Below are 16,795 nucleotides of genomic sequence, written 5' to 3'. Positions count from 1 at the left end.
CATGGAAGGCCACACCATAACAACGGAGGCGCAAAGAACAAGACAGAATGTTACAAAAACTTACATTACGTCACTCTGCGACGATCACGATTGGCCCCTTGCGCTTCAGCGCCTCGCAGATCGCCTCCGGTGGGCGCCGATCGACGATCACTCCGGCTGCGAGTTCAAATCTTGGAATCCGCAACGGAGTCAGCCGGCCGAACTTCGAGCTGTCGAGCACGAAATAGGCCTTGCCCGCCGTCGCCGTCATGCGGGAGCGCTGCTCCGCGCCGTTGCGGGTAAAGTCCGTCACTTCACCATCAGGAGACAATCCGCCGCCACCGAGGAACGCCACATCCACCCGGAAGTGGCTGATTGCCTCCAGCGCATCGATGCCGACGGCCGCCTCTTCCGCCGGGTCGATCTCGCCCCCGAGCATATGCACCCGCACCTGCGGCTGACGACACATCTGCAGCGCGATTGACAGCGAAGTCGTACAAATCGTTAGGTTTTTTCTGTCCGCCAGCGCATGTGCCACGGCGAGCGTGGTGGTGCCCGAGTCGAGAAATACCACCATGCCGTCGCGCACGAGTGCTGCCGCGGCCCGGCCGATCGATGCCTTAGCCGATGCGTTCTCACCTCGCCTTTCGGTGAAGGCAGCTTCGGTCGGCTCAAACAACGTCGCCCCGCCATGAACGAGATCCAACTGGCCGCGCTCGGCCAAATGTTTCAGGTCACGCCGGATCGTCTGCCGCGACACATCGAAATGGTCGGCAAGTTCAGTAATGCTGACAGTGCCATCGGAGACCAGACGGCGGAGGATCTCGCCATGGCGGCGGGGAGCGAGGGCGCGAGCGCTTTGACTATCTGACATGTTGTTATCTGCGATCATTTTTGGCGTTTTGACAAGATCTGCCTCTCAGGGCGAGTCGTCGCCTGATTGAGTTGTGTTTTGCACAGTGAGGCCGACGACATCGCCCGGTCACGCGAAATTATGGGCCCGAAAGTCTATTTATGTTGCATAATGTAACTATTATTTGCATTATGTCCCGAGCGCTGATGAACTCAAAGGGAGGCAGAGCAGTGCAAAAGGCATGCACACAAGGCCGCCGGTTTACCTTCTACCTTCTCGACGGCTACAACCAGCACGCATTCAGCTCCGCGCTCGAGCCGCTGCGGCTCGCCAACGACGTGATGGGCAGGCCCTATTACAGCTGGCGTATGCTGACACGCGACGGCCAACCGGCGCGGTCAAGCTGCGGAATGCGCATGGCAGCGGATGGAGCGCTCACCTCGGAGCAGGACGGACTGCAGCAGCTAGATCGTCCACACATGACCGTTGTCTGCGGCGGCAGTGCTGTTCCTCCAGCGGATGGAAAGGCCGAAGGCTGGCTGCGTATGTCGCGGCGAGGCCGGATTCCCATCGCCGCGCTCGCAGGCGGCCTCTACAGCCTTGCACGCGCCGGCCTGCTAGACGGGCGTCGCTGTGCCGTACATTGGGAACACTTTCCGGACTTTTCCGAGCGGTTCTTCGAAACGAAAGCCCGCCAGACGGCATTCGAGATCGACGGCGAACTCTATACCTGCGCCGGCGGCAATGCCCCCTTCGACATGTTCCTGCGCATCGTCGAAGACGACCTGGGCCGCGACATGGCAAACCGCGTTTGCGAAGTGGCGCTGTCGGAGCACGTTCGCGGGGCTGGTGAACGCCAGCGGCTGCCGCTTCAGACCCGCGTCGGCATCGACAACCGTCTGCTGATCGACATCATCGAGCAGATGGAGGCGAACATAGCCGAACCATTGAAACTTGCCGATATGACACCATCGACAGGCCTGTCGCGGCGCCAGGTCGAACGCCTGTTCAAGCGGGAGATGGGGCGCTCCCCCAAACGCTACTATCTCCAGATGCGGTTGGAGCGCGCGCACCTGTTTCTCGTCAATTCGTCGCTTGCGGTCTTCGAGATCGCTGTGGCTTGTGGATTTTCCTCGGCGTCGCATTTCTCCCGGACCTACAGGGAGACCTACGACTGTACGCCGCAGCACACGCGCACGACAGAACTGGAGCGCCGGCGCCGCACCCTTGCGGGCGGCGAGGAGAGACGAATGATCTTGGAGGAGCGTCGTGTCGCCTAGGTCATTTTCAAGAATAGTGCGAAACGGATTTCAGTCGGGAATGCGTAAAAAATGGAGAAAAAGAGTGTTGCGTCGCGCAACTCCGGAGCGTCGGTGTTGATCGCATAAGATGCCCGCGCTCTGTCCGGGCATCTGCCACACCATTGCTCGACAGAGCAGGACCCGCGAGAAGGTTGAAGGCATTCCCGCTATGCACCATGCGCCTCACCGTTACAGCGATTGCAATGTCCTGCCGAATAGCTGGGAGATTGCCTCAAACGAACAGGACGTTGCGCTCCTGTGCACGCAGGCGTGGGTCGTGCGACCGGATTGTCACAGGCCGGCTATCCAGGAGCTCGAAGCAACGGGCCAGCGTCTCCTCCGAAAGCCGCTGCATCGCCTCGCTGGTGAAGAAGGCCAGGTGCGGAAAGAGGATAACGTCCGGGCGTCCGAAGAGGGCGCTGAGGGGATGCCCTTCCTTCGCCAGAGGTTCCTGACCGTAGACGTCCAGCGCGACGCCTTGGAGACGACCTGCGAGCACCGCTTCGACCAGCGCCGCCTCGTCGATGAGTGCCCCACGCGAAACGTTGACCAGAACCGCCGTCGATTTCATGCAGGCAAGCTCCGCCCTGCCGATAAGATGGCGCGTCGATGCGTTCAAAACGGTGTGCAGCGAAACGAAATCGCTTTGCCGCAGCATCGCGTGAAGATCGTCGACCTTCTCGATTCCGCATCCTGCCATCACCGACGCGTCAACATGCGGGTCGTAGCCGAGAACACGCGCCCGGAAACCGGCTCCCGCCATGCGCGCCATGCTGCGGCCGATCCTTCCGGTTCCAACCAACCCGACTGTCGCGCCCGTGATGTCGCGTCCCAGCCAACGCCGTTCCGGCCAGATCCAGCCGTCGCGCTCCATGGCTCGGCCGACCTCCGGCAGGCGCCGGGCAAGAGCGATCATGAATGCAAAGGCCGCTTCAGCAACGGTCTCCTCAGCGTAGTCCGGCACGTTGACGACAGGTATGCCTCGCGCCATGGCGGCCGATATATCAATTGCGTCGATACCGACGCCATATTTGACAATACCCCTCAGGCGCTTTGACTGCGCGATAATGCCGGCAGTGATCGGCGTGTAGCACGTCAGCAGCAGATCGGCATCCGCCGCCTCGCGCATCAGCGTGTCCTGCGAAACGCCATCGGGCAAGGTGACGAGCTCAACACCACGCGCGCGCAGTCCAGCGTCGATTTGCGGACATTCGAGTTCCTGGTCCGTTCGAATGGCTTTCATGGCAATGCTCCTGATTTGTCCGCTGCCGGTGCCGTCAGCCCGCCAGGATCGACTGCTCTACAATAGTCAGAGCCCGATCGAGCTCCTGGCGCGTGATCACCAGCGGTGGCGAGAGCGTCATGACATTGCCCCCGCTGATCTTCAGGCTCAGCCCCGCCTCCAGGCAGCGATAATAGGCGCGTTCCGCAAGCGCATTGTCGGGCGCAAAGTCTGCGCGGTCGCGAACGATCTCGACACCGAAGAGCAGGCCGCGGCCGCGGACATCGCCAATAGCCTCGCAGCGTTCGCCGAATGCGCTGAGCCGCTCCATCGCATACGCCCCAAGTTCGACCGCCCTCTCCGCAAGTCCCTCCTCGATGATGATCGAAATGGTGGTCAGCGCTGCGCGTGTCGTCACCGGGTTCTTTTCATGCGTGTAATGGCCGATCGCATAGTCACCCGCCACGTCGAGATCGCGCCGGGCAACCACACCGGCGATCGGCAGGATGCCGCCGCCGAGTGCCTTGCCGAGTACGAGTATATCGGGGACGACGTCGTCGTGTTCACAGGCGAAAAAGCGCCCTGTCTTGCCGAGGCCCGTGGGAATTTCATCGAAAATCAGCAAGGTTCCGTGCCGATCACAAGCCGCGCGTACCTGTTTCCAGAAGCCAGGCGCCGGCGGATTGGGCGTTGCCCGCATGGGCTCGGCAACCAGCGCGGCAAAATCGCCTTCGCGGGCCAGCACGTAGGAGACCATGCTGGCACAGGCGCGGGCAGAAGCTTCGAGCGTGTCCTGGCCATAGGCGCAATGACGGTTGGCCCAGGGCGCGACGTGTTCGGCGCCCGGCAACAGCGGTCCGGCGATCCCAGAGCGAAAGGTGGCCTCGCCGCCGACGCTCGATGCGCCGAAACCGGCACCGTGGAAGGCGTCCCAGAAGGACAGTGTTTTGAAGCGGCCCGTGGCAGCGCGCGCAAGTCGCAGCGCGACCTCGATCGCATCTGAACCGCCCGTGGTAAACAGCACTTTGCCGAGATCGCCAGGCGCCAGTCGACCCAGTGTTTCTGCAAGCTCGACGGCGGGTTCGCAGGTGAAACGTCGCGGTGCGAAACACAAGTCGTCGATCTGGGCCTTGATCGCCTGTTTCAGGCGGGGATGCCCGTAACCGATATGGTGGACGCTGTTGCCGTGGAAGTCCATGTAGCGGCGGCCGGCGGTATCCTCGATCCAGATGCCCTCCGCTTTGGCGATAGCCGTCAGGCAGGGGCTGGAAAGGCTCTGGTGGAGAAACGCGTCTGCGTCCCGTGTCACCAGGGATGTCGTCCGCTCATCGCTTACCCGAGCGTTCCAGATCCCCCTTGCTACCGAGGTGTTGGCTTCGCCCTCCGTGTGAACCAATGCGGATGCTGTGGCGCTCATCTTTTCTCCGATCGACGTAACATCGTGCTGGGACGCGTAACCTATCGCATCTATCGGAAGCGGAACAAAATCGATATTATCTAACCGAATTAAGATTCTATCGATACAACGAATTCTCACGCCAACGGTCTTGTCCTATCATGCGCTATGTCCAGCTTCGGGCTTTCCATCACGTGGCTCTCACCGGCAGCTTTTCCATGGCCGCGCGCGCCTTGCACCTCACGCAACCTGCCATCTCTGACCAGGTGCGCTGGCTGGAAGAGGAATATGACGTTGCCCTGTTTGTGCGAAAACGCCGGCAAATCGAGTTGACTCCCGCGGGCGCCCGGCTCCTTGTGACGACCCGCCGCCTCTTTGATGCCGAGGGCGAGGCTCTCGACGTCCTGCAGGAGGAACGATCGTTGCGGGCGGGCGTACTCAGGATTGCCGCCGATTCGGTCGATCATGTGCTCGACGTCCTTACCGTTTTCCGCGAGCGGTTTCCCGGTATCCAGATCAAGATCGTGGGCGGCAATTCTCACAGCATCGTGGAGGCACTGCTTGCCTATGACGTGGATATCGGCGTCCTCGGCGAACTGCTCGACGAGCGCCCGTTTGACGTTTTTCCGCTCAATGTCTCTCCCGTCGTTCTCTTCGCCGCGCGCTCTCATCCGCTTGCGACACGGGAGAGTGTCCCCCTCGAAGCGTTGAGCGCATGGCCGCTGGTCATGCGTGAGCAGGGTTCACGCACCAGGCAGATGTTCGAGAAGCTCGCTGAGGCACAAGGCGTGCCCCTGCGCTTTGCGATCGAGGCCGAAGGCCGCGAAGCCGTCCGGCGGATCGTTGCCGCCGGCGCGGGTCTTGGGATCGTTTCGGAGGCTGAATTCGACGACGATCCGCGGCTGGTAAAAATCGCGCTCGAACATCAACCCCTTTCGATGCATGAAAAGCTGATCTGCCTGAAGGATCGCCGCAACAGCAAGTCAATCCACGCGTTCTTCGCAACCGCTCGGTCTTTGACGCGCGAGGCAAGTGGCGGTCAATTTTCTTGAGGCCCGCTAGCTTGAGGTCATTTCGGTCAGCCAATCCCGAAACGCCATAACCTTCGGCAGTTTTGCCTTGGGCCCTGACGTCAGGAACCAGTATGACCCGGCGGCTTGAAGCCGGACACCGAAAGGCTCCACCAGCAAGCCACTCGAAAGCTCACGCTCAACAAGTGCTGCACGGCCGAGCAGGACGCCCTTTCCCTCCACGGCTGCACGTATTGCCATGATCGATTGATCGAAGAACGACCCTGACGAGGTATCGACGCCGTTTACGCCCGCATGCGTGAACCAAGTGTCCCAATCTTCAGAATATCCGGGCACATGCAGCAGATCATGGCCATCCAGGTCCTGCGGGTCAGTGAGCGCCTCGGCATATTTGGGTCCGCAGACCGGAAATGCCTCGTCACGCAGCAGGAGCATGGCATCATGCTTCGGCCAGTTGCCCAGTCCGAAGGCGATCGTGGCGTCGACCTTGTCTTCGCCCTGGTCGAGTGCTGTCAGCCTGAGGTCGATGTCAGGGTGGCTGGCGCGAAAAAGGTCGAGCCGCGGTGCAATCCATTGACTGGCAAACGACGTGGGCACGTGCACGACGAGCATCTCGCGCGTGCCATGCCCGGCAATCCGGCGGCTGGCTTCGTCGATCGCAGCGAAAGCCCGGCCAAGCTCCTCGGCATAACGCCGGCCGCGATCCGTCAGCCTGACCCCATTGGCATGGCGGGTGAACAGGGCCTTGCCGAGCCTTCCTTCCAGCGCTCGAACGTGCTGCGACACCGCAGACGGTGTGACGTTCAGTTCAGCGCCGGCTCCGGCGAAACTGCCGAGCCGCGCGGCGGCCTCGAAGGCTCGAAGCCAATTCAGCGGCAAGTGTGCGGACGCCATATCACCCTTAATTTTTCTAATCCTTTCCCCAAGGTAATCGCGTTTGCCCTGCCTGGCAAGAACAGCTCCAATGCCCTCGGTTCAGTATACTGGAGGCATTCTTATGAACGTCCATTGGCTGCAAGCATATCGTCCCGGCTCCGGCCTGCCCGGAGCATTCTATACGGATCCCGAGGTCTTCGCCGAAGAGCAACGGCTTATATTCCGCAACAGCTGGTTCTTCGCAGGCCATTCCGTGGAGCTTGCCCATTCTGGCGACTACATGACGTTCACTGCCGGTGGGGTGCCGGTCGTCGTGGTCCGTGATCGCGATGGCAGACTGCACGCACACCACAACGTCTGTCGCCATCGTGGCTCCATCATCTGTACCAAGGAGAAGGGTCGGTCGGCCCGACTGGTTTGTCCCTATCACTCGTGGACCTACGCGCATGATGGACGGCTCATCGGGGCGCCGATCATGGGTGAGGATTTCGACAAGACGACACATGGGCTGAAGAAGGTATGTGTGGAGGAGGTCGATGGGCTTGTCTTCGTCAACCTCGCCGACACACCCTCCCCTTTCCACGAACTGCGCGACCATCTGTCGCCAATCTTGAAATCACAGGGCATGGCACGGGCCAAGGTCGCCCTGATCCGCGATTATGAACTCGATGTGAATTGGAAAATCGTCGTCGAGAACAATCGCGAGTGCTATCACTGCGAGGCCAATCACCATGGGTATGTCTCCGTGCAGTACGACACGGAGAACGACAATCCCGATCTCCAGGACGAAATTGCCGAGCGGTTGGGCGAGTGTCGACTTCGCTGGGAGAAAGCCGGTCTCGACGTTGCGCGCGTCAACACCTCGTCCAACAACACAGCGGAATGGTTCCGCGCCAATCGCACGCCTGTGCGAAAGGGCATGGTCACCGAGAGCCCTGATGGGCAGGCGGTTTGCAGGGTGCTGATGGCAGGTTTTACCGATGCCGACATGGGCACCGCGCGCGCCAACACCAACATCAATTTCTGGTGCCACGCCAATTCCGACTATGCCCATACCGTGCGTATAACGCCGGTATCGCCGACGAAGACCATCGTGCGGGGTTACTGGCTCGTGGACGAAAATGCCGTCGAGGGACGCGACTACGATCCGGAAGCAATTGCCGCCTTTCATCACCAGGTGATGTCGGAAGACTGGGAAATCTGCCGCCGCCAATGGATCGGCGTCACCTCCCCCGGTTTCGAGCCCGGCCCCTATTCGCCGACCAAGGAGGCGAATGTCGATCGCTACGTTCGCTGGTACGTCAACCAGATGACCGCAACATGACGACCCGCTATTTCGATGTGGGACGATGCCGCCGATCGCAACGAACTCGTCATTGAAGTTTTTCGGTCGGCATCCTCGTTCGGTTTCCGCAAACGACATCAAAACCGTTCGTGTGACCGACGTTATCGGCCTCAATTCCCCACGTTCGACTTACCAGAAGCGGCGGCGCGCGGGCGAAGTGGAATGCTCTGCCAGCGGCAGCTCAGCCTATCGCCAGGCCTGCGTTCGGGCCAAGAGACCACGGGCGAACAGCGCGTGGATGAGCTTGGCGGCGACGTTGGTGTAGAAGATCATCATGCCCATGGCTGCCGCCGGTGCGATGTCGCCCGCATCATCCATGTTGAGCACGGCGACCGAGGCAAGCTTGGTATCGGCAGCGTAGAGGAAGACCACCGCAGAGACGGTCGTCATGGCGTTGACGAAGAGATAGATCGCGATGTTGAGGATCGCCGGCAGACAGACAGGTAAAGTTACCCGGAAGAACAGCCGATGGAAGGGCTGCTTCAAGGAGGCCGCGACGGATTCGAATTCCGGATCCATCTGCTTCAGCGCCGTTAGCGCCGTCAGATGTGCAACGGTGTAGAAGTGTGTGACCGTCGAGACGACGAGGATCGTCATCGTCCCGTAGATGGCGTTCAGTGGATTGGCCGGGTTGTTGAAAAAGAAGATGTAGGCAAGTCCGAGCACCATCCCCGGCACGGCCATCGGCATCATCGCCAGGAAATGGAAGACGTTCCGGCCGAAGCGGAAAGCATCCGCCTTCTCCACCATATAGGCGCCGGCGAAGACGATCACCGAACCAAACAACGCAGTCAGCAACGCAAGCTTGATCGAGTTGGCATAGGCCGTCCAGCCGCCGCCGTCCATCAGGTCGAAGGCGAAATTCTTCGCGGTCAGCGTCAGGTCGTAGGGCCAGAACTTCACGACCGCTGCGATCTGGCACATGGCGATCATGCCTAGGATGAAGAAACTGACGAGGCATGCGAAGGCAAGACAGATGCCGTCCATGCGGACATTGGGCTTGGGCACATAGGGCACCGCCCGCGCCGAAAGCAGCGCCACCTGGCGCTTCTGCATATGGCGGTCCACTGCGAAGGCGAGGATGGCGGGCACCAGCAGAATGACCGAAACGACCGCCCCCATCTCGAAATTCTGCTGGCCGATCACCTGCTTGTAGATATCGACGGCAAGCATGCCGTATTGACCGCCGATTACCTTGGGCAACCCGAAGTCGGTGATGACAAGCGTGAAGACGACAAAAGCGGCAGAGACGATGCCAAAGCGTGCGCCTGGTAAGGTGACGGTCGTGAACGTGCGCCACTTGCTGGCCTTGAGCGATGCAGCGGCTTCGTAGTGGCGGGCATCTGCGATGGAGAGCGCGGTCAGGATGATCAGGAAGGCGTGCGGTAGGGTAAAAAACACCGAGCCAATGACGATGCCGATCGGGCCGTAGATCGAGTAGCCGAGAAGCCAATCCTTGAAGATGCCCTGATTGCCGAAGAGGTAAACGAGCGCGATTCCGGGCAAGAGCGACGGCACGAGGATCGGTATGGCGAGGATGCCGCGGAACAGACCTTTGAGCGGCATGCAACTGCGCGTCAACCCGTAGGCGAGAGCAAAGGCGATGGAGATCGTCACCACCGTACTGATCGTTGCCATCAGCACCGAGTTGTAGATCGAGCGGGCAAGTGCCGGCGTCGAAAAATAGGTCTTGAAATTGTCGAGGCCGAGAGTGCGTGCCGGCCGCAGCATAATGCGCCGGAAGGTGCCTGAGTCATATTCACGCCATTCGGTGCCCTTCTCCAACGTCGAACCGGCGAGAAACGCAGCATCATCCGTGGTGCCACGAATTCGGTACTGGACCGGACTGCGGAAGCTGAAGTCCGGGAAGAACTTGGTGGCTGCGAGCCGGCCATCAGTACTGCTCGCAAGGTCACCTTCCGCCACGGCGCCAAGCTTCCTGTTGAGCGCATCCGCTGTCTCGACCGGGCCCCATTTCGCGCCCGTTCCGTCGCTGACCTGGAACTCGAAAGCGGCGAGATCGAAGCGATAGGTCGACAGCGACTTCGACAGCATGACGAAAAGCGGCGCACCCAGGGCGACGATCAGGTAGAGCCCGATGATGGCCATGAGGCCAAACTTGATGCGGTCATCGCGGGACGTTTCCTGCCGCAGTCGCTTGCCGGCTAGCGGCAGGTATGGTGCTTCGAGGGCGATGTTCATCCTCAGGCACTCCTTGGAAAGAGCAGCAGACGATCGCGCGGGATTTCCACCTGGATCACCCCACCCGTCTCTATGTGTAGCCTGCGCACCGCATTGACGGAGAAGTCGGCAACCAGGGTGCGCTCGCCAAGCCGCGGCGCCGTCAGGCGCGTGCGCCAGAACATGCCCAGGAACTCCATCTCCCGTACTTCGGCATCGATAAGGTTTTGTGGCGTCGCCGGCCGGTCGACGGCATTGACGGCGTGGGCATTGGCCCCATGCGGAATGATATCGACGGGGCGCACCACGGCTGTCGCAGTCGCGCCCACCACAAGATCCTTCGTTGAGCAATCGAAGGCCGAGTGGCCAATCTCAACCGTCCCGTCCTTCAACACCTTTGCAGGGAATTGGTTGGTTTCGCCGATGAAATCGGCAACGAAGAGGGTTTTCGGGTGGCTGTAGATTTCGGTCGGTGACCCGACCTGCTCGATGACGCCGTGGTTCATCACCACGATCCGATCCGCCATCGCCAGTGCCTCTTCCTGGTCGTGCGTTACCATGATGGTGGTAACACCGAGCTTTCGCTGCAGCGACTTGATTTCATGGCGCAGATGTACCCGAACCTTGGCGTCTAGGGCGGACAGCGGCTCGTCCAACAGAAGCAGGCCGGGCGATATCGCGATAGCACGTGCAAGCGCGATGCGCTGCTGCTGGCCGCCGGAAAGCTGGGCCGGATATTTTTTGCTCTGTTCAGAAAGCCCGACCGTTGCCAGCAGCTCAGCGACGCGCGTAGCAATCTCCGCTCTCGATCGGCCGGCGTTTTCAAGACCGAAGGCGATATTCTGCTCAATGGTGAGATTGGGAAAGAGCGCATAGGACTGGAAGACAATGCCGTAGTCCCGGTTGGAGGCAGGCAGAGTCGAGATGTTGTGGCCGCCCTGCAGGATCTTGCCACTGGACTGAAGGTCGAGGCCGGCGATCGCGCGCAGGAGGGTCGTCTTGCCACAACCGGAGGGACCAAGGAAACAGATGAATTCACCCCTTGCTATGCTCAGGGAGATGTCACGAAGGGCGACGAAGTCGCCATAGCTCTTCCAGAGATCGGAGATTTCCAGATAGGACGCCGCGTCTGCGGCGGTGGGGGGAATGCTCGTGGGTGTCGGTTCGATCGACAGGGCATGTCTCATCTGCAAGCTCCGCTGGCCGTCAGGCAATTTTCGAGAATGCGAAAGGCGGAGCGCGATGCACTCCGCCCTTTGTCGATCAGAGGTCAGCTCTTCGGTTCCGACTTCGCGTCGTAGCGCTTCTGCCATTCCTTCAGGATGGTGGCGCGATTGTTCGCGGCCCATTCGAAGTCGTTGTCGATCATCTTTGAAGCGATGTCGGAAGGCAGATGCTCGACCGGTTTGGCGACGCCGGGATAGGCGACCACGGCATAGCCGGCATTGTACATTTCGTTGGCTTCCTTGGTGACCGACCAGTCGACCAGGGTTTTTGCGGCTTCGAGGTTCGCCGTTCCAGCGATGATTGCCGTCGCCTCCGCTTCCCAGCCCGATCCTTCCGACGGGAAGATGATGTCGATCGGTGCGCCTGCGCTCCTGGCCTTGGCGCCAGGGAACTCGAACGAAACGCCAATCACGGCTTCGCCGGCACCTGCCATCTTGCACGGCTTCGAACCGGAATGAGTGTAGGCGGAGATGTTCTCATGCAGCTTGTCCATGAAGGACCAAGCCTTCTCCTCGCCCCACATCTGCATCCAGCCGGACACGTCGAGGAAGCCTGTGCCAGATGAGGCCGGGTTCGGCATGACGACATGCCCCTTGTACTCGGGCTTTGTCAGGTCGTCCCAGCTCTTGGGAGCCTTCAGGCCGAGCTTCTCGCCCTCGACCGTGTTGTAGCACAGGGCCGCGACATAGGCATCCATGCCGACCCAGCTCGGCGGGTTGTCCTTGTCGACGAATTTCTTGTCGAGCGCCTCGACGCCCTTCGGTTGATAGGCTTCCAGCATGCCTTCCGTCTTCAGGAGCAGCAGCGATGTCGCAGCCAGCCCCCAGACGACATCCGCCTGCGGGTTGTCCTTTTCGGCGAGTAACTTGGCCGTCATCACGCCGGTCGAATCCCGGACCCAGTTGATCTTGATATCTGGGTGCGACTTCTCAAACGTCGCCTTGTAGCGATCGAGGTCGACAGCCTCGACGGCGGTGTAAACTGTGAGTTCTGTCTGGGCGGATGCTATGGCGGGAAGCGCCACGGACATGGCGCCGGCAAGCATAAAAAACATATGACGGTTCATGCTGAAAATCTCCTCTGGAGGCCTGGAAAAAATCCGGGAAGCATGGCTGGCAATCTGTCGCTGCCCTTGTCTTGCACGCTTCAGGAGGCATTCTGCGTGGGTCATTTCAATTAGTAAAATTTATTATTCTTATCGTTGGCAAAGTAAAAACTATGGATCTTCTGCCGCTTTATTGAGCACCCGCGGGGCAATTGACGATGAAACTACCACCGGCTGCATCGCCGGGCGGCATACGCCGAAAAGGGCTGCAGCAGGCCAAGAAAAAGGGAGCTGCCGATCGGCAGCTCCCAGAAATGGTGGCCAGGCAGGGGACGCCCGGATCACCGGGGCCCAGCTTACCAGGGCAGGGAAAACGTCTTGACGTTGGTGAAGCTCTTCATGGCTTCGATCACACCCTCCTTGTAGCCGTTGCCGGAATCCTTGATGCCGCCGAAGGGAGACATCTCGATGCGGTAGCCGGGCACTTCCCAGATGTTGACCGTCCCGACCTTGAGCCCGGCGATGTACTTCTGCATCCGGCGGAAATCGTTGGTGCAGACCCCCGACGAAAGGCCGAAGGCGGTCGAGTTGGAAAGTGCGATCAGCGCATCGTCATCATCAGGCGCCCGCACGATCGGAATGATCGGCGCGAAGGTTTCCTCCATCACGAGTTCGCTCGAATGCGGCACGCGATCGACCACGATCGGCGGCAGAAGGGCACCACGGCGACCGGGATCGTAAAGGATCTCAGCACCCTGCTCGGCCGCCATATGCACCCGGCGCTCGAAGGTTTCGGCGGCACGGGCATGCACGACCGTGCCCAGGTCCGTCGCACGATCCATCGGGTCGCCGAAGCGGAGTTTCTTTGCGCGCTCCAGCACCAGCGGCACGAAGCGGTCGGCGACGCTTTCCTGGCAGAGGATGCGCTTGACGGCCGTGCAGCGCTGGCCGGAGTTTTTCGTCGCGCCGGCAACCGCAAGGTCGGCGGCCTTTGCCAGGTCGTCGTCGGAGAGGTCGTTGAGAATGATCAGCGGATCGTTGCCGCCGAGCTCGAGGATCTGGCGCTTGTAGTGCGCGTTGGCCGCGATCAGCTTGCCCACCGGCACGCTGCCGGTGAAAGTGATGAGGTCGAAGTTCGGGTTGGTCATCATTTCCATGCCGATATCAGCCGGCCAGCCGGTGACCACCGACAGCATTTCCGGCGGCAATCCGGCCTCGTAGAGAATGTCGGCGAAGACGAGTGCCGTCATCGGCGTCAGTTCCGTCGGCTTCAGCACCACGCAATTGTTGGTAGCGATCGCCGGCGCCACCTTGTGCGCCACCATGTTGAGCGGATGGTTGAAGGGCGTGATCGCCGAAATGGCAGTCAGCGGCTCGCGCATCGTGAAAATCTTGCGCGCCTTGCCATGCGGAGTGAGGTCGCACGAGAAAATCTCGCCGTCATCGCGAATGCACATCTGGCCCGACAGCGTCAGCACATCGAAGGCGCGGCCGACCTCGTAGAGCGAATCTTGCTTCGAGATACCGAGCTCCAGCGTGATGATGTCGGAGATTTCCTCCTTGCGGGCAACCAGCATCTCGGCCGCCTTTAAGAGGATGCGCTGGCGTTCGTATCGCGTCAGCTTCGGCTGATAGGCCGCCGCGATCTCGAAGGCCTTGCGGGCATGTTCGGCATTGCCGGCCGGAACGGTGCCGATAACGGCATCGTTCCAGGGATAGTGCACCTCGATCACCTCCTCGGCATCGACCTTTTTACCGGCAATGCGCATGGGCTCGTGGCGCAGAGCGAACGTCGTTTCCACCTTGGTCATCGGCCGCTCCTCACTTTGCTGGCTGCGCTGCGGCGACCAGCGCATAATAGAAGGCGTCGAAATTGCGCAGAGAGGCAGCTGAGGTAAGCTCAGGCAACTTGCGGTTCGAAATGAAAGGCACCTGCTGCTCGGTGAGGCCTCCGTGTGAGCGCAAGGGCTCGTTCAGCGCGGCAAGGTCATGGCGATGTTCGCTGGTGCCGAGCGTCTTGTTCTCCGAGGAGATGAGCACGATATCGCCGATGCGATCATCCGGGAGTTCGAAACGGATGCAGGCCTCTGGTCGCGAAAGAACAACGTCGATGCCGTCGATCGCCGCAAGACGCTCGATGATGTCTTCCTTGTCAGCGCGTTCCGGCAGATATGCGGTTGCGAACGAACCAAGTGCGCCGTGATGCACGACGTAAGGGTCGGTGATCGGCAGGATGACGCGCGCGGCATCCTTGCCGAGCCATTCGTCGAGCACGTCCTGCACATAGATGACATCGGGCGAACCGTCGGCCTTGTGCTTCGGCTTCATGCCGTGATCGGCCGTCACGATGATTGCGGCACCCAGCGCGTCGAGTTCGGTCAGGTATTTGTCGAACATCTCGTAGAACGCGTTCGCCTGGGGAACGCCGGGCGCGTATTTGTGCTGAACATAGTCGGTCGTCGTCAGGTACATGACATCGGGAGAAAACTCCTTCAGTAGCTTCACGCCGGCGGCGAAGACGAATTCCGACAGTTCCGCCGAATAGACTTCGGGCACCGGACGGCCGAGCCAGGCCGAGGCATTGTCGATGCCGTGCTCCGCCTTGGTCGACTTGTCGGCCTTTTCGGACGAGAAGCAGATCGCCCTGCCCTCGTCGAACTTGAGGCCGTGACCGAGAAGTGCGCGGAGCTTGTCCTTGGCGGTAACCACGGCGACCTTGGCTCCGGCATCATAGAAGGCCTTGAAGATGGTCGGCGCGCGCAGAAAGCGCGGGTCGTTCATCATCACTTCGTTGCCGGTCTGCGGCTCATAGAGATAATTGCCGCAGATGCCGTGAATGGCCGGCGGACGGCCGGTGGCGATCGACAGGTTGTTGGGGTTGGTGAAGCTCGGGATGACGCTGAGCGCCGTGCGCTCGGTGCCCGTCTGGCGCATGCGGGCAAGCGTCGGCATCAGCCCGGCCTTGATGGCTTCGTCGAGATAGGCCGGTTCGCAGCCGTCGAGGCAGATGGCAATGGCCGGGACGTTCGGCCAGGGGTAGCTGCGCCGGTTGGCGGTGACGGCGACATTGATCTTGGACATCTGGTTCATCGGGAAAATCCTATCGTTCATTCAAGCGGCGAGACGGCTGCGTTCGGCAAGCGCGACCGCCGGCGGGGCGGCACTGGCAACCCCCATTTCGGTGAGAGATGTGCGTGCGGCCTCGACCACACGGCGCATGACATGCTCGTCCATGCGGCCGATGCAGCCGACGCGGAAACTGTCGACGACCGTCAGCTTGCCGGGGTAGATGATGAAGCCCTTCTGCTTCATCAACTCGTAGAAGCGGTCGAAGGCGAAGGCCGGATCGGCCGGGCTGAAGAAGGTGACGATGATCGGCGACAGCCATCGGTCGGCAAGCAGCGTTTCGAAACCCGCCTCGCGCATGCCGGCGACCATGACGTCGCGGTTGCGGGCGTAGCGGGCGCCGCGGGCAGCAACACCACCCTCCTCCCGGTGCAGCCGCAGCGCCTCCAGGAATGCGGCGACCACATGGGTCGGCGGCGTGAACCGCCACTGGCCGGTCTTGTTCATGGTTTCCCACTGCGCGTGCACGTCGAGGCTGAGCGAATGGCTACGCCCCTTGGCGGCCTCCAGCTCGCTCTTGCGGGCAATGACGAAGCCGAAGCCCGGAACGCCTTCGATGCACTTGTTGGCCGACGAGACGATCGCCTCGTAGCGCAGATCGGCGATGCCGGCTGGAACGGCGCCGAAGGCGCTCATCGAGTCGACCAGCAACTTGCGACCACTGGCATAGACGACGTCGGAGATTTCCTTCAGTGGATTGAGGATGCCGGAGCTGGTCTCGCAATGAACGACGATGACGTGGGTGATATCAGGGTCCGCATTGAGTGCTGCGGCGACTTCAGGGCCGCGCGGCGGCATGTAATCGCCTTTGTCGATCGTCACATGGTCGCGGCCGAGATAGGTGAGCGTCTGGGCGATACGATTGCCATAGGCGCCGTTGATCAGCACCAGTACCTTGCCGTCGCGCGGAACGAAGCTGCCGAGCATTGCTTCTACCGAGAACGAACCGCTGCCCTGTATCGGCACGCAGTCGAATTCGCCGTCGGTATCGCCGGCAATGTCGAGAAGCTGGCGGCGCAGTTCCGCCGTCATCGCGCGAAAGTCGCCGTCCCATGAGCCCCAGTCGCGGAGCATCGCCTCCTTGACTTCGTAGGCCGTCGTCAGCGGGCCGGGGGTGAGCAGATAGGGCTCGCCCAGTCTCGGCGTTTCCAGCGGTGCGATGGTTCTGTCAGAAGCGGTGTTTGGCATTGTCCGTCCTCACGTTGGCGTCTCC

13 protein-coding genes are annotated in these 16,795 nt (G+C 60.9%); 3 read left to right on the top strand and 10 right to left on the bottom strand.

What is annotated here, in order from left to right:
- Positions 1-70 precede the first annotated feature (70 nt).
- On the bottom strand, positions 71-871 hold the full coding sequence (locus LPJGGPFB_RS22215; protein WP_427858281.1) for a DeoR/GlpR family DNA-binding transcription regulator: 801 nt from the start codon (positions 869-871) through the stop codon (positions 71-73).
- A gap of 191 nt (positions 872-1,062) precedes the next feature.
- Here LPJGGPFB_RS22215 and LPJGGPFB_RS22210 point away from each other — a divergent pair, with 191 nt between their 5' ends.
- A complete protein-coding gene (locus LPJGGPFB_RS22210; protein ID WP_173422057.1) occupies positions 1,063-2,112 on the top strand; it encodes a helix-turn-helix domain-containing protein in 1,050 nt (349 codons plus the stop codon).
- Positions 2,113-2,365: 253 nt separating this feature from the next.
- Here LPJGGPFB_RS22210 and LPJGGPFB_RS22205 read toward each other — a convergent pair whose 3' ends face one another.
- Complete coding sequence (locus LPJGGPFB_RS22205) at positions 2,366-3,376, bottom strand: 2-hydroxyacid dehydrogenase (protein ID WP_173422056.1); 1,011 nt, start codon at positions 3,374-3,376, stop codon at positions 2,366-2,368.
- Between the two features lie 34 nt (positions 3,377-3,410).
- Entirely contained in the window at positions 3,411-4,772 is a 1,362-nt protein-coding gene (gene pbfA / locus LPJGGPFB_RS22200) for a (R)-1-hydroxy-2-aminoethylphosphonate ammonia-lyase (protein WP_173422055.1), read from the bottom strand.
- 140 nt (positions 4,773-4,912) lie between these two features.
- On the opposite strand from pbfA, the gene LPJGGPFB_RS22195 reads away from it, so the two are divergent.
- Entirely contained in the window at positions 4,913-5,803 is an 891-nt protein-coding gene (locus LPJGGPFB_RS22195; protein ID WP_173422054.1) for a LysR substrate-binding domain-containing protein, read from the top strand.
- A gap of 6 nt (positions 5,804-5,809) precedes the next feature.
- Here the strand turns inward: LPJGGPFB_RS22195 and LPJGGPFB_RS22190 are convergent, their stop codons facing one another.
- Entirely contained in the window at positions 5,810-6,676 is an 867-nt protein-coding gene (locus LPJGGPFB_RS22190) for a LysR substrate-binding domain-containing protein (RefSeq protein WP_173422053.1), read from the bottom strand.
- A 103-nt stretch (positions 6,677-6,779) separates the two neighbouring features.
- Between LPJGGPFB_RS22190 and LPJGGPFB_RS22185 the strand changes: the two genes are divergently transcribed.
- Complete coding sequence (locus tag LPJGGPFB_RS22185) at positions 6,780-7,982, top strand: aromatic ring-hydroxylating oxygenase subunit alpha (RefSeq protein ID WP_173422052.1); 1,203 nt, start codon at positions 6,780-6,782, stop codon at positions 7,980-7,982.
- Positions 7,983-8,189: 207 nt separating this feature from the next.
- On the opposite strand, the gene LPJGGPFB_RS22180 is transcribed toward LPJGGPFB_RS22185, so the two are convergent.
- From LPJGGPFB_RS22180 to LPJGGPFB_RS22155, 6 genes are all read right to left on the bottom strand, one after another.
- Positions 8,190-10,205 (bottom strand): putative 2-aminoethylphosphonate ABC transporter permease subunit, encoded by a 2,016-nt coding sequence (locus LPJGGPFB_RS22180; RefSeq protein ID WP_173422051.1) that lies wholly within the window; start codon positions 10,203-10,205, stop codon positions 8,190-8,192.
- 2 nt (positions 10,206-10,207) lie between these two features.
- The gene (locus LPJGGPFB_RS22175; RefSeq protein ID WP_173422050.1) at positions 10,208-11,371 is read right to left on the bottom strand and encodes a putative 2-aminoethylphosphonate ABC transporter ATP-binding protein; all 1,164 of its coding nucleotides are present in this window, start codon (positions 11,369-11,371) and stop codon (positions 10,208-10,210) included.
- An 83-nt stretch (positions 11,372-11,454) separates the two neighbouring features.
- The gene (locus LPJGGPFB_RS22170; protein ID WP_173422049.1) at positions 11,455-12,477 is read right to left on the bottom strand and encodes a putative 2-aminoethylphosphonate ABC transporter substrate-binding protein; all 1,023 of its coding nucleotides are present in this window, start codon (positions 12,475-12,477) and stop codon (positions 11,455-11,457) included.
- Between the two features lie 335 nt (positions 12,478-12,812).
- Entirely contained in the window at positions 12,813-14,267 is a 1,455-nt protein-coding gene (gene phnY, locus LPJGGPFB_RS22165) for a phosphonoacetaldehyde dehydrogenase (RefSeq protein ID WP_173422048.1), read from the bottom strand.
- A gap of 10 nt (positions 14,268-14,277) precedes the next feature.
- Positions 14,278-15,546, bottom strand: coding sequence for a phosphonoacetate hydrolase (gene phnA, locus LPJGGPFB_RS22160; RefSeq protein ID WP_173422047.1), 1,269 nt, complete (start codon positions 15,544-15,546; stop codon positions 14,278-14,280).
- Between the two features lie 21 nt (positions 15,547-15,567).
- Positions 15,568-16,770, bottom strand: a complete 1,203-nt coding sequence (locus LPJGGPFB_RS22155; RefSeq protein WP_173422046.1) for a 2-aminoethylphosphonate--pyruvate transaminase — start codon at positions 16,768-16,770, stop codon at positions 15,568-15,570.
- Positions 16,771-16,795: the final 25 nt, after the last annotated feature.

This window comes from Ensifer adhaerens, assembly GCF_013283195.1.
GTDB lineage: Bacteria > Pseudomonadota > Alphaproteobacteria > Rhizobiales > Rhizobiaceae > Ensifer > Ensifer adhaerens_G.
This window is presented reverse-complemented; position numbering and strand designations above follow the sequence as displayed.